We start from the raw sequence: 13,113 nt of genomic DNA on the forward strand, positions 1-13,113 counted from the left end.
ATCGCTTCTCCTCGGAAAACGCGAAATCGCTCAGCAGTGTCATACCGTAAATAGGAGGCCGCAGACCATCGGCCTGCCTCAAATCGGACCCGATCGACGCAGGCCCATCCCGCGCTTCTATCGACGCAAATTCACGGACGCAAACCGGTTTCCGGTCGCGCGCGCAGGCCACTCGCCGTTGGTCAGAACACCGGGAACGGGAAATATTTCGCGTTGATCTTCGCGTAGGTGCCGTCTTTCACGATGCCGTCGATGGCGTCGTCGAATCGCTTCAACAGCGCGACGTCGCCCTTCCGCAGCGCGATCCCCATGCCGGAGCCGAAATAAGCCTCGTCTGACAGTTCCGTCGGCGCAATTTCGCAGCACTGACCTTCGGGCGACTTCAGCCAGTCATAAACGGCCAGCTTGTCGAACAGCACGTAATCCACACGCCCGGCTGAAAGGTCGCGATAAGCATCGGCCACGGTGTTGTAGAGCCGCACGATGGAGCGATGATATTTGTCTTCCAGGAAGGCGGAATGGTTCGTTGCCGTCTGCACGCCGACGGGCTTGCCGATCAGCGCTTTCGGCGACACGTCTTTCGCGTCGAAGCCCTTGCGCACGACGAAAACACTCGGCGAGCGGTAATAGGGCTTGGTGAAGGCCACCACATTCTTGCGGTCTTCGGTGATGTTGAGCGATGCGACGATGGCGTCGTATTTTTTCGCAAGCAGCGCCGGAACGATGCCATCCCAATCCTGAGCAGCAATCTCGCAGTCGGCCTGCATCTTCGCGCACAGCGCTCGCGCGATATCCACGTCGAAGCCCGCCACTTCTCCACTCGCATCGATGCTGCTGAAAGGCGGGTTCGTACCTTCGGTCGCGATGCGGATTTTCGTTTGAGCCGAAACGGAAAGCGGAACAAGGCAGGCGAGACAGGCAAGCGCAAGAAAGCGCATGAAGCGAGCTTTGACCATGGGTTCGCCGGACGGTTAGGGTTCTTTGTCTTCTAACGTAGGCAGCGGAGTTTCACGCGTAAAGCCGCCTGCCCGGAAAGCTTCGAGAAATTGAACGAGGCGCGGGCTTCGCGGCGCGGCAAACAGGTGTACCGACGGGCCTTCTTCTTCGATGCGGCCATCCGCGAGAAACAGCGTTCGAGACGACACGTCGCGGGCGAACGCCATTTCATGGGTCACGATGACGAGCGTGCGGCCCTCGTCCGCAAGCCGCCGGATCACGGCGAGCACCTCGCCCACGAGTTCGGGATCGAGTGCGGATGTCGGTTCGTCGAACAGGATCACGTCGGGATGGACGGCGAGCGCGCGGGCGATGGCGGCGCGCTGCTGCTGTCCGCCGGACAATTCCGCCGGATAGGCGTCGGCGCGATGCCCGAGGCCCACCTTCTTCAAGAGCGCGTGCGCTTCCTCCACGGCCTCGGCGCGCGGGCGGCCATGCACATGCACAGGCGCTTCGATCACGTTGCCGAGCACGGTCATGTGATGCCAGAGGTTGAAGCCCTGGAACACCATCGCGACGCGGCGGCGGAGCCGCTCCACCTGCCGCGCGTCGGGCTTCCTGCCAGGCTCGATGCGCACATGCTCGCCGCCCGCGACGATTTCGCCCGCGTCCGGCGTCTCCAGCAAATTGAGGCAGCGAAGAAACGTGCTCTTGCCGGAGCCGGACGAGCCGATGATCGAAATCACCTCGCCCTTTTCGGCGGCGAGCGAAACACCCTTCAGCACCTGAACGGCGCCGAACTTCTTTTCGATGCCTCGCGCTTCGAGTGCGATCATGCGAGCCGCCCTTAAGCCGAATTGTCCAGGCTGATCATCCCCGTCTCACCGTCATAGGCAAGCACTTCCGCGTAACGCGCCCAGTTGATGACGGTGTGAAGCGTGCGTTCGGCATCGTCCTCCGGCATGTTGTCTTCAAGTTCGTCCTGAAAACGGATGATCGAGGCGCGGCGGCTCGATCGCTCTTCGAGGATGCGACGGATATGGGCCACGAGCGGGACATAGGCGAGAAGATGCTGCGCGAACTGCGCCTTGCGTTCGTCGACGCCCGCATCGACGAAGCGGCGACCCGCGTCGCTGATCTTGAGGTCGCCTTCCGCGAGTTCGGCGAAGCGCAGGAGTTGCAGCGTTTCGGCGGCGGGGAAAAGCTCGTCCACCTCCATTTGCGCGCGTTCGGCCAGCGGCGGCAGGTCAGCGCGGCCATCGAACGGCGGCTCGGCCAGCGTTTCGAGCAGGCCCGCCAGCGTGTTCGTGGATACGTCCGGCAGGCTCATGTTGATGCCGGTGCCGGGGAACACGCCCTCGCCACGCGCGGGCGCGGCCGTGGGCTTCGCGGTCATGCGCGCGTAGATGTCGTCCACCATGGCGCGGAAGGCCGGATCGACGCGGTTTCGCGGCTGCGGCAGGTTCACCTTGATTTCGGCGATGACGCGACCCGGGTTCGACGAGAACACAAGGATGCGGTCGCTCATCAGCACGGCTTCCTCGATGTTGTGCGTGACGAGCAGGATCGACTGGATCGGCATGCGCCCTTCCATCCAGAGGTCGAGCAAGTCGGTGCGGAGCGTTTCCGCCGTCAGCACGTCGAGCGCGGAGAACGGCTCGTCCATCAACAGCACCTTGGGATCGACGACAAGCGCGCGCGCAAGGCCGACGCGCTGGCGCATGCCGCCGGAAAGCTCTTTCGGATAGGCGTTCTCGAAGCCGTCGAGGCCGATCAGGTCGATCGCGGCCAGCGCGCGCTTCCTGCGCTCCTCCGCCCTGACGCCCTGTGCTTCGAGGCCGATTTCCACGTTTTCCTGCACGGTGAGCCATGGAAACAGCGCGAAGCTCTGGAAGACCATGGCAAGGCCATCGGCGGGGCCGTCCACGCGCTGGCTTTCGACCACAACCTCGCCATCGCTCGGCTGAAGCAGCCCGGAGATGATGCGAAGCAGTGTCGATTTGCCGGACCCGGAACGGCCCAGCAGTGCGACGATCTCGCCGTTGTAAAGCGAGAGGCTTACATCATCCAGCACGACGAGGTTGCTGCTCGTGCCGCGCTTGTAAAAATGGCGGACTTCTTTCACAGCGACGAGCGGCGTGCGGCCGTTGCTGCGCGGCGTGACGACTCCCATGACCCTCTCCTGTTTCTAGCCCGCGATCCCTGGAGCCGAACGCTCCCGCGAAGATCGTCGTCGAAAATAGAATCGCAATCGATTTCAGATGCGTAGGCGGCGGTCGGCATAAGCGTACAGACGCCGCCACAAGACGCGGTTGAGCGTGACGACGAACACCGACATCACGCCGACACCCAGCACGACGCGGTGAAAATCGCCGGCGGCAGTCGCGTCCGCGATATAGGCGCCAAGGCCCCGCGCCTCCACCCTGGTATCGCCCCAGCTCACGGCCTCGGCCACGATGCTCGCGTTCCACGAACCGCCCGATGCAGTGAGCGCGCCCGTGACATAGTACGGCAGAATGGCCGGGAGCATTACCTTGCGCCACCAGAGCCAGCCTCTCAGGCGATACAGCTCCGATGCCTCGCCGAGATCGCGCGGAAAAACGCTCGCGCCTGCGACGACGTTGAACAGGATGTACCACTGCGTGCCGAGGATGATGAGCGGCGAAAGCCAGATGTTGGGATCGAGCTTCCAGGCAACGATACCCATCACCACGAAGGGGAACAACACATTCGCCGGGAAGGCCGCGAGAAATTGCGCCAGCGGCTGGATGCGCTCGGCGAGCTTCGGCCGCAAGCCGATATAGACGCCGACCGGCACCCAGATGAGGCTCGCGATGGCAATCAGCACCATCACACGCACAAAGGTGATGCAGCCATCCGTCACCGCCTGAACGACGTCGGACCAGCCGAGCGTCGCGCGCACATAGCTGTAGATCGACCACGCCGCCCACACGACGACCGCAGCCAGCGCGATGTTGAACAGGATGTCGAGCGCCCGGGCCGCCGTCTTCCCGATCCGGGGCTCCGGAGCGTGGCGCGACAATGTGCTCACCCCGCCACCGAACAGGCTCGCGATCTTGCCCAGAAGGCCGTTCACGGCTTGAATCAGGCGCGTCCGGCGCAGCAGGTTCAGCACCCAGGATTCCGGCGGGTTCTGCGACGCGACGAGTTCGACGCGGAACTTGTCCGACCAGGCCACGATGGGACGGAAAAGAAGCTGATCGTACAACAGGATGACAACCGCCATCGCGCCGACAGCCCACGCCACCGCCCCGATGTCCTTGTGCTCGATGGCGAGCGCGATATAGGACCCGATGCCCGGCAGCGTGATGGTGGTGTCGCCGACCGAGATGGCTTCCGATGCCACGACGAAGAACCAGCCGCCGGACATGGACATCATCATGTTCCAGACGAGGCCGGGCGTCGCGAACGGAACTTCAAGCTTCCAGAAGCGCTGCCACGGCGTGAGGCGGAATTGCGCGGTCACTTCCTCCAGATCGCGCGGAACGGTCTTGAGCGACTGGTAGAACGAGAACGTCATGTTCCACGCCTGACTCGTGAAGATCGCGAAGATGGCTGCGAGTTCCGCGCCGAGCTGGCTGCCCGGAAACAGGTTCAGGAAGAAGATCACGGTGAAGGTGAGGAAGCCCAGCACCGGCACCGATTGCAGGATGTCGAGCGCGGGGATGATGACGCGCTCGGCCTTGCGGCTCTTGGCGGCAAGGGGAGCGACGATGAAAGTGAACAGGAGCGAGAAGCCGAGCGCCGCGAACATGCGAAGCGTCGTCAGCAGCGCATATTGCGGCAGGTTCGCGGGATCGAGCGAGACGGGGTTTGCCTCAAGCCCCGTCAGCGGCTGCTGCATGGTCTTCGCGCCGTGCGCCATCGCGACAAGCACGGCGCCAAGGGCGAGAAACACAACCACATCATAGCGGTTCGGCCACGCTTGGGCGACGGTAGCGGAAATATTGGCGATACGGCGGTTGCCGGCGAATTGGGGCATCGTCATCGCGCGCCTCGCTTCCGTGGTTGAGGCCGTCGGCTTCGGACTCGAAGCGACGCCCGTTCTTGCCATGCTTCGTTCGCTCCGCCCGACCGGGAGCCTGGAGGTGAGATGCTCGCGCGGAAAATGTCGCACGCTCGCGCAAAAAGTGTGTGAAGCCGCAGCTTTCCAGAAAAGGCGATGAATGCACCGGGCTTTTCTGTCAACTCCGAAAACGCGCAATCCGCAAGGGGGCGCGCGGCGACACGCGGAATAGCTGTCTTGTTACGGCCAGAATCTCATCGCCCTGTTGGCTGCCAAGGAGAACGCTATGCGTACCAACGAAAGCCTGGCGAGCCGGTTCGCCATCGTGATCGCGGCGGCGACGATATTTGGCTTCGCGGCGCAGGGGGCGTCTGCCGTGCCGCCCGCGGCGGCGACCTCGGCGACAGCTTTCGCGAATGGCGCGGCAGAGGACCTCGCGGATGCGGGCGCACCTCATCCCTTCCAATTCGACGGTTACGTCATCTTGGTTCGCCATCAAAGGCTCACGTCGGACAACAACGATGCCGCCGAGGAAGGCAGAAGCTTCGCCGCGCGCCTGAAGCACAAGCAGGGGAGGAATCTCGCCCGCAAGAAGCGGCGCTTCCGGCAGCAGCAGGCGTGGCTTGAGAAGCAGCGACGCGTGATGAGGCAGAAAAGGGCGGCGGCGCGAGCGCATCAATATGCTGCGGCCCGGCGCCATGCGGGGAAGCGCAGCGGAAAAAAGCTCCGCAGGCTCCGCCCGCTTAAATAGGCCGCGTCCTGAAAAGTGTGCAGGGTTTTCCGATAGGACGCGAGCGCGCCTTAGGCTTAGTCAAAAGCGGAGACGCCCTGGAGACGCGGCCTTGCGGTCATTCCTATCGGCGGCGCCCCGCAAATACCGACCGAGAGGCGCGTGTGGGGCAGGCCGTTTCAGCCGTCGGCAGGCGCCTACTTTCCGTCGCAAGGAAAGCCGGAACGCAGCGCCGCCATCGCGACCGTGGTGAAAGGTTCAGTCTGACGATCCGGATGCAAGCGGGCGTAGCGGTCGAAAATCTGAATGAGGTGCAGGAGCGATACACCCTCGGGCACGCACACGCGCAGAAGCGGATCGTGGTCCGTTTCCAGCCGCGTTATGAGGAGTTGCTGAACGGTAAGGAACGCGCCCCAGCAATTCCCCGTCGCGAAGGTGTCTTCAAGTTCGAGTTCGTCTGGATTGACGCCCGGTTTCGCAAGCCGAAGGATCGGCTTGCAGTCCGCCAGCATGTCGGCGGCGGTGTAGCCGTCATCCGCCTGGACCGCGCCAGCCATCGCGAGCCCAAATATCGCCAGCACGGCGGCTGCCCACCGTCTTACAACCCGACTCATGATATCCCCCGCCGCCACAGCGCCAGTCAGGGGCCCCCTTCGCCCATGTTGGCGCGCTTGTCAATCCGAAGAGCGTGTTTGTCACCCATGCAATGGTCGAACCGGTTCGGATCGAGGAAAACGGTCCGCCGCGTTCTTCGCTGAGGCCACTCTCACGCTCGCTCGATACGATCAGGTGCATTGCATCGGATCGCAAAAAAGGACTGCCCTTACCAACGCGCCTCAATGCGCGGCCAGGCTCTCGCCGACCTCGCCGCCCGACGCGGCATCCGCTGGCTCCGGCTCCGCCCCGACATCCTCGCGGCGCAGGCGAACGACGGTCACGGTGCAGCCCGCTTCGGACGCTACCTTCGCGGACACGCTCCCGAGCAGCGAGCGCCGAAGCGAATTCCGCCGCGCGCCGAGAAGGATCTGATCCACCTTGTTCTGTTCGGCGTAATGGAGAATGGCGGAAGCGGGGTCGGTCGCTTCCAGCACGTGAAAGGTGATCTGCCCTTCCTTCAGCTTCAGCGGCTGCGCCCAGTCCTGCAACTGCACGAGACGGTTAACGTGCTTGTTGTGGCCCTCTTCGTCGAGCGTGGTGTCGCGGGTGGCGATGTAGCTCGTCTTCAGCACGTTCAGGCACGCGAGCCGCGCCGATGGAAGCTGCGCGAGCGCCCTCTCGGCAGCTTCGCGAACGGCCTCGTTCGTTTCCTTCGAGGCTTCCGACAGGTCGACCGCCACGGCGACGATGGGCGCGGCGGCCAGCCGCTTGTAAACCGGTTGCGGCGCGGCCTTGCGCTCCGGCGGGTTGAACCGCCGCTTTACGCGCGTCAGAAACGAATCCGTGGCCGTCCGCTCCGCGCGCGCGGTCAGCCGGATCTGGTCGTAATGCGAGAGTTCGAAAGCGAGTTGCGCGGCGGTCGGATAGCGCCATGCCGGTTCCACTTCGAGGCAGCGAAGCACGATTTCCTGCAACCAAAGCGGATAATCCTTGCGCAGGGCGCGCGGCGGCTTCGGATCGCGCCACAGGCGCTTCTTCATGGTGCTGAGGCGCTCGCTCTCGCCGAAGGGGCGCACGCCCGTCGAGAAGAAATAGAGGAGCACGCCAAGCGCGAACTGGTCGCTGCGCGGGTCGGTCCGAACGCCGAGAAGCTGCTCCGGCGCCATATAGGGCGCGGTGCCGTATGGAAGGCGGAATTCCTCCTGCATCAAATCCGGCAATTGCTGGTGATGCGACAGGCCGAAATCGAGCAGCACCGCCTCGCCCGACTCGCGGAAGAGGATGTTGCTCGGCTTGATGTCGAGATGGATGACGTGCTGGCGATGCAGATCGTCGAGCGCGGTTGCGATCTTCCACCCGATGTCAGCGACTTCTTCATAGGGCAGCGGCAGTTCGGAGAGGCGGGGCAGGAGCGATTTGCCCGGCAGCCGCTCCATCACGATGAACGGGTGCAGCGAGAAATCCCCCGCTGCGATGAAGCGCGGCACATGCGGGCCGGACAGGCGCGGCATGATCATCTGCTCCATCTCGAAGGAGACGATCGCCGCAGGGTCTTGTCCCTCGCCGAGCACCGGCACCTTCATCAGCATCGGCACGTCGATGCCGGGCTTCGTGACGCTCCACAGGCGTGCCATGCCGCCCTTGTGGATCAGCTCTTCGAGCACGAAGCCATCGAGCACGTCTCCGCGTTGAAGCGTCGGCTTAGCCATGGCGCGTCACCGACCGATGAAGAGACGTTCGGCGAAGAAATCGGGCAGGCGTGCGGCGCGGATCGCAGCGGCGGCGGCCTCGATGTCGTAGGGCACGCGGATGTAGACGATTTCCTTCTTTTCAGTATCGAACAGGCCGTAGCAGGCGCGCGGATTGCCGTCGCGCGGCTGGCCGACGCTGCCCAGCACGCAAAGCCATCGGCGAAGGCCGTGGAGCGGCACGGCCACTTCCGTCACCGGGCTGAACGCCGTCATCTTCGCCGCCGCCGTGGTGGAGAAGATCGCGGGCTTGTGCGTATGACCGCAGAACGTGATCGGCGCCTGGGTGGAGCGGAGGCTGCGCGCGGCTTCTTCGACGGTGAGAACGTAAATCCACTTCGACGGTTGGCTCGCATCGGCGTGGACGTAAAGGCGACCCTCGTCGGATCGCTCCATCGGCAGTTCCGCGAGCCAGCGGCGTTCCACCTGCCCAAGCTTACCCCGCGTCCAGTCGATGGCGGCCTGCGCCTCCGGGTTCATCCGCGGCGAGGGTTCGGTGATCGCGGCATCGTGATTGCCAAGAACGGCAATCGCGCCGCCCGCGACAAGTTCCATCGCCTTGTCGACGCACCAGACGGGATCGGCACCGTAGCCCACGAAATCGCCAAGCAACACATGGCGTTCAGCGCCCCGCGCCTTCGCATCATCGAGGCACGCCGCAAACGCCTGCCGGTTCGCGTGGATGTCGGCCAGAAGCGCGATAAGCATTGGCTCTCCCAAAGGGTTCGTTTCTGGATACCCTACAAAACTTTACGGGGGCCTGTCTGTTCGATTTTCGTTTGGGGGAAGCCTGTTTGCGCGATTTCGTTCCGCTTCGCCGAAGCCGGTGCGCGATTGTCGAGACGCCAGTCAAGGGCGGCTTTTCCGAGAGCCGATGAACCCTGGTGGAGCGAATTTGACATTTGAGTTCCGGTGGCTGCAAGCCCTCGCTCAAATGTCAAATTCGCTCCACTCAAATCATGATGTTGCTAGTGGTCCTTTCGATTACGACATTTGCTCGCAAGCGTGCTGCAAACGGATGCAAATGTCGGAATCGGACCACTAGCGGTTCCCGCGTCGCTTGGGACGGGCCTGCGGCTGCTGAGCAGGCGGCTCCTCGGGCGGCGTTGCTACCGACGCGACCAGCGGCTCGACGGGCTGCAATTCGCAGCGCGCCTGTTGCAGTGCGCGGATGGTCTGGGCTCGAAAGCTTTCGCCGCGAATCGGCGCCCGGATCGCGACGATCCCGGTCTCCGCTGGCGCGACGACGATGTTCTGATCGTCGCCTTCCGAAGTTTTTTCCGTGCTTGCCTCATCCGAAAGGCGATCCCGCCTGATCAGCAGCAGGCGAACTTCCGGTCTTTTCGAATCGGCGCCCGCGACGAGATAGAAATTTTCGCCCGAGCGCGTCGAGACGGCCAGCGTCCAGGCCGGTTCGGACAGAGGCGCGCGGACGATCACATTGCGGTCGGCCAGATCGTAGAGGCAATAGGCCGTCACGACGTCCGGCGACGAGAAAGGAAGCGTCGGGGCGGACTTGCCGTCCGGCACGACGATGGCGTTATGCGGCATCGTGGCGGCAAGTCTCGACCAGGCGTCCCCTTCGGCGAAGGAGGATATGCCGAACACCGCGAGAATATGGATGATGCCGCCGGCAACGATCCCGCCCAGCACCCAGGGCCAATTTCCCATCACCAGCCCCCCGCCATCAGGAGCACTCCACAAGCGAGATCGTGGGCAGCACACGCCTGGCCGCGCTCAGCAGCGCATCGGGAGCGAGGGGGCGGAGGATAGTCAGGCGCAGCGCCACCCGCTCTCCCCGCTCCGAAGGAAGCCAGTTGCCGGGCTGGACGTCGGGCGAGAGGCGCACGGTGAATGCGCCGTCCGGGGCTGCGAGGATGTTCGCGCTCGAAAAGCTGGACCGGCCGGTCTTGTTCGGCATGGTTTCCCCATTCTTGCGGAACGCGGCGATATTCCACCAGAGCGCGGGGATCGCATAGCCCTTCACTTCGTAGGTGCAATCGCCTGTGAGCCGCGATCCCGCGCTGTCTCGCGTGGCCGTGAAGCTCATCGCGCTCGCGGACGTGATCGGGAGCGAGCCTTCCCGCGCCGAATGGGCGATGGTGTAAGGGTCCGCCTCGGCCGTGCCTTCCCGAAGCCAGAATGTCCAGGGGCCGTGCCTCACGGTCGTGGCGAAGAAGCCGCCGCTTACGGCGCGCCACGTCGTGCCCAACCCGAGGATCAGGGCGATGCTCGCAAACAGCAAGAACCGGGTTAGGAAAGGCATGGGTGCTAAACCTGACGGGGCAGCTTAACCGGACGGTGCGGAAGGCGGCGATGCGACTGTTATTGCGTCCTCACGGGGGGGTTGTCCAGAGTGGCGTCCTTCTGCGGGTCGGCAACCTGCAGTTTTGGCGCTTCCTTCAGAAGCTTCGACAGCGAGGAGAGCATCTTTCGCGTCTTGGCGGGCATGCGCTTCGACGCGTCGGCGCCACCGCCGAAGCCCGGTTCGTCGCGTCTGATTTCCGAAAGCCGCTGCCGTTCCTCGACCTGCCGCGGATGCAGCGGGAGGCCCGGTATCTGCGGAATATCCATGCTTGAATGCGCCGCAGCCATGTATTGATGCCAGACAGGCGCTGAGAGATGACCGCCCGTGGTGCCCGCCGCCATTTCACTGAAATCGTCATTGCCGAACCAGACGCCCGTCACATACTGGCCGGTGAAGCCCACGAACCAGACGTCGCGCGGGCCGGAACTCGTGCCCGTCTTGCCGACCGCCGTGGTGAAATCGAGCCGCGCGGCGGCGCCCGAGCCTTCGGTCACCACCTTTTCCAGCATGGTGTTCAGCGTTTCGATATCCTCGCGCTTGAAGATCTGCGCCGGGGCGGGTTCGTCCCGCTCGCGGGAATAAACGACCTCGTCCTTCGTGTTGCGCAGTTCCACGATGCCGTAGGGCCGAATCGCCTTGCCGCCGCTTGCGAAAACGGCGAAGCCCGCGGTGTGATCGATCGGCGCGACGCCGGAGTCTCCCAGCGCCATGGAGCAGGTCTTTCGCACCGACGTCAGGCCGATCTTGTGTACGTTCTCAAGCAGCTTGTCGCGACCGACATCGAGCGAAAGCCGCACGGCGATGGTGTTGATCGACTTCGCCATCGCCTCGTAAAGCGTCATGGCGCGGCCGCTCACGCCGCCGCCGTAGTTCGACGGAGACCAGTTTCCGCATGTCGGCGCAACGTCCGGGTAAACCTTGTTGGGCCGGATGCCGGATTCGATGGCTGTCAGATAGACATACGGCTTGAAGGACGAACCGGGCTGCCGCTGTCCCCTCGTGGCGCGGTTGAACTGGCTGTCGCCATAATCCCGGCCGCCGACGATCACCCGCACGGCGCCGTCGGTGTCCATGGAGACGAGCGAGGCCTGCGTCGCGCGCGCATATTTCGCCTCGCGCTCGAAGGCGTTGTCGATCACCTGCTCGGCAAGCTTCTGGAGCGGCACGTCAACCGTGGTGCGCGCAGTCAAAACGTATTCGCCCTTGCCTCGCATGAGGCGCTGCACTTCCTCGAAGGCCCAGTCGAGGAAATAGTTCGGGACGTACACTTCCTGCCGGTCGACGATCTTCGCGGCATTGAGGCGCGCGGCGTGAACCTGTCCCTCGGTCATGAAGCCCGCATCGACGAGGTTCGACAGCACCTGATTGGTGCGCGCGCGCGAATCGACCGGGTTCGAATGCGGCGCGTATTTCGTCGGCGCCTTGAACAGGCCCGCGAGCACCGCAGCTTCCGCGAGGTTGATGTCGCGCACAGACTTGCCGAAGTAGAACTGTGACGCCGCCTCCACACCGAAGGTGCCGCCGCCAAGATAGGCGCGGTCGAGATAAAGCTTCAGGATTTCCTTCTTCGTCAGGTGCGCTTCCAGCCACAGAGCGAGATACACCTCGCGGATCTTGCGCTGAATGGACCGCTCCGACGATAGGAACAGGTTTTTCGCAAGCTGCTGCGTCAGCGAACTGCCACCTTGCACGACGGTGTCGGAACGCGCGTTCTGCACGAGTGCGCGTCCCGTGCCGATGATGTCGATGCCGAAATGATCGAAGAAACGGCGGTCTTCCGTCGCCATCGTCGCCTTGACGAGGACGTCGGGAATTTCCTCAAGCGGTACGGCATCGGAAAACTGGATGCCGCGCTTGCCGATCTCGTTGCCGTAGCGGTCGAGAAAGGTGACGGAAAATTCGCTGCCTGTGCGCCAATTGGGGTTTTTCGTGAGTTCGATCGCTGGCAGCTCGAACATGAGCACTACGGCGAGGCCCGCCGTGCCAAGCGTCATCGCCTCCGAAACGAACTCCGTCGCCATGCGCCGCGAGCCCGTCACACGGAAGCGCTGGAAGAAATTGTTGTAGTTTGCCCACGAGTCTTTAAATCTCGCATACAGGCCGTAGAGCGAGGAATCGATCCAGGAATCGAGCGCAAGCCAGTTGATTGTCCGGCTGCGCCTGTTCGGTTTGGTAATCCAGTCCCGCACGTGTCTTCACAGCTTCCCGTTGTCTTCCATCCGGCCGGTACTATGCCAAGAAACGAGTCTGCAAAACAGTTAAAATGGCAAGGCTCAATTGCCGGTACGGCCACTAAATCGGACAAGGCTGGGGACGAAGCGCCCTTCTGGAAGACGAAGACGCTTGAAGATATGTCGACCGAGGAGTGGGAGTCACTCTGCGACGGTTGCGGCCAGTGCTGCCTGATCAAGCTCGAAGACGAAGACACGGGCCAGATCGCCGTCACGCGCCTCGCCTGCAAGCTCCTCGACCTCGGAACCTGCCAGTGCTCGAACTATCCCGCGCGGCAGGATCATGTTCACGATTGCGTCAAGCTGACGCCCGAAGATGTACGCCGAATCGCCTGGCTTCCCGAAACCTGCGCCTACCGCCTTGCCTCGGAGGGAAAGGACCTCGGCTGGTGGCACCCTCTTGTATCAGGCACACGAGACACCGTATTCGAGGCGGGGATTGCGATAAGAGGCTCCGCCATCAGCGAAAAAAAGGTGCGCGTCGAGCGCTACCCCGCTCATATCGTCGGCTGGCTCAAGCCCTGATCCCCCGCCGG

The 13,113-nt window shown here is 63.4% G+C and carries 12 protein-coding genes; 2 read left to right on the forward strand and 10 right to left on the reverse strand.

The window, feature by feature from the left end:
- Positions 1 to 182: 182 nt before the first annotated feature.
- The 4 genes from EK416_RS07645 to EK416_RS07660 form a co-directional block, all read right to left on the reverse strand.
- A complete protein-coding gene (locus EK416_RS07645) occupies positions 183 to 956 on the reverse strand; it encodes a transporter substrate-binding domain-containing protein (RefSeq protein ID WP_127076917.1) in 774 nt (257 codons plus the stop codon).
- A gap of 15 nt (positions 957 to 971) precedes the next feature.
- Positions 972 to 1,772: an ATP-binding cassette domain-containing protein gene (locus EK416_RS07650; RefSeq protein WP_127076918.1), complete on the reverse strand. Its 801-nt coding sequence runs from the start codon at positions 1,770 to 1,772 to the stop codon at positions 972 to 974.
- 11 nt (positions 1,773 to 1,783) lie between these two features.
- A complete protein-coding gene (locus tag EK416_RS07655; protein ID WP_127076919.1) occupies positions 1,784 to 3,109 on the reverse strand; it encodes an ABC transporter ATP-binding protein in 1,326 nt (441 codons plus the stop codon).
- Between the two features lie 84 nt (positions 3,110 to 3,193).
- A complete protein-coding gene (locus tag EK416_RS07660) occupies positions 3,194 to 4,945 on the reverse strand; it encodes an ABC transporter permease (protein WP_245433986.1) in 1,752 nt (583 codons plus the stop codon).
- A 304-nt stretch (positions 4,946 to 5,249) separates the two neighbouring features.
- On the opposite strand from EK416_RS07660, the gene EK416_RS07665 reads away from it, so the two are divergent.
- Positions 5,250 to 5,714, forward strand: a complete 465-nt coding sequence (locus EK416_RS07665) for a hypothetical protein (RefSeq protein ID WP_127076920.1) — start codon at positions 5,250 to 5,252, stop codon at positions 5,712 to 5,714.
- Positions 5,715 to 5,890: 176 nt separating this feature from the next.
- Here EK416_RS07665 and EK416_RS07670 read toward each other — a convergent pair whose 3' ends face one another.
- The 6 genes from EK416_RS07670 to EK416_RS07695 form a co-directional block, all read right to left on the reverse strand.
- Positions 5,891 to 6,307: a Rap1a/Tai family immunity protein gene (locus tag EK416_RS07670; RefSeq protein ID WP_127076921.1), complete on the reverse strand. Its 417-nt coding sequence runs from the start codon at positions 6,305 to 6,307 to the stop codon at positions 5,891 to 5,893.
- A 222-nt stretch (positions 6,308 to 6,529) separates the two neighbouring features.
- Positions 6,530 to 7,999: a serine/threonine protein kinase gene (locus tag EK416_RS07675; RefSeq protein ID WP_127076922.1), complete on the reverse strand. Its 1,470-nt coding sequence runs from the start codon at positions 7,997 to 7,999 to the stop codon at positions 6,530 to 6,532.
- A gap of 6 nt (positions 8,000 to 8,005) precedes the next feature.
- Positions 8,006 to 8,746, reverse strand: coding sequence for a metallophosphoesterase family protein (locus tag EK416_RS07680; RefSeq protein WP_127076923.1), 741 nt, complete (start codon positions 8,744 to 8,746; stop codon positions 8,006 to 8,008).
- Between the two features lie 333 nt (positions 8,747 to 9,079).
- Entirely contained in the window at positions 9,080 to 9,709 is a 630-nt protein-coding gene (locus EK416_RS07685; RefSeq protein ID WP_127076924.1) for a DUF1254 domain-containing protein, read from the reverse strand.
- Positions 9,710 to 9,725: 16 nt separating this feature from the next.
- Complete coding sequence (locus EK416_RS07690; protein ID WP_127076925.1) at positions 9,726 to 10,304, reverse strand: DUF1214 domain-containing protein; 579 nt, start codon at positions 10,302 to 10,304, stop codon at positions 9,726 to 9,728.
- Positions 10,305 to 10,363: 59 nt separating this feature from the next.
- Entirely contained in the window at positions 10,364 to 12,535 is a 2,172-nt protein-coding gene (locus tag EK416_RS07695) for a transglycosylase domain-containing protein (RefSeq protein ID WP_127076926.1), read from the reverse strand.
- Between the two features lie 42 nt (positions 12,536 to 12,577).
- On the opposite strand from EK416_RS07695, the gene EK416_RS07700 reads away from it, so the two are divergent.
- Positions 12,578 to 13,102, forward strand: coding sequence for a YcgN family cysteine cluster protein (locus EK416_RS07700; RefSeq protein ID WP_127076927.1), 525 nt, complete (start codon positions 12,578 to 12,580; stop codon positions 13,100 to 13,102).
- The last annotated feature ends 11 nt before the right edge of the window (positions 13,103 to 13,113 follow it).

It is taken from the genome of Rhodomicrobium lacus, from assembly GCF_003992725.1.
GTDB classification, from domain to species: domain Bacteria; phylum Pseudomonadota; class Alphaproteobacteria; order Rhizobiales; family Rhodomicrobiaceae; genus Rhodomicrobium; species Rhodomicrobium lacus.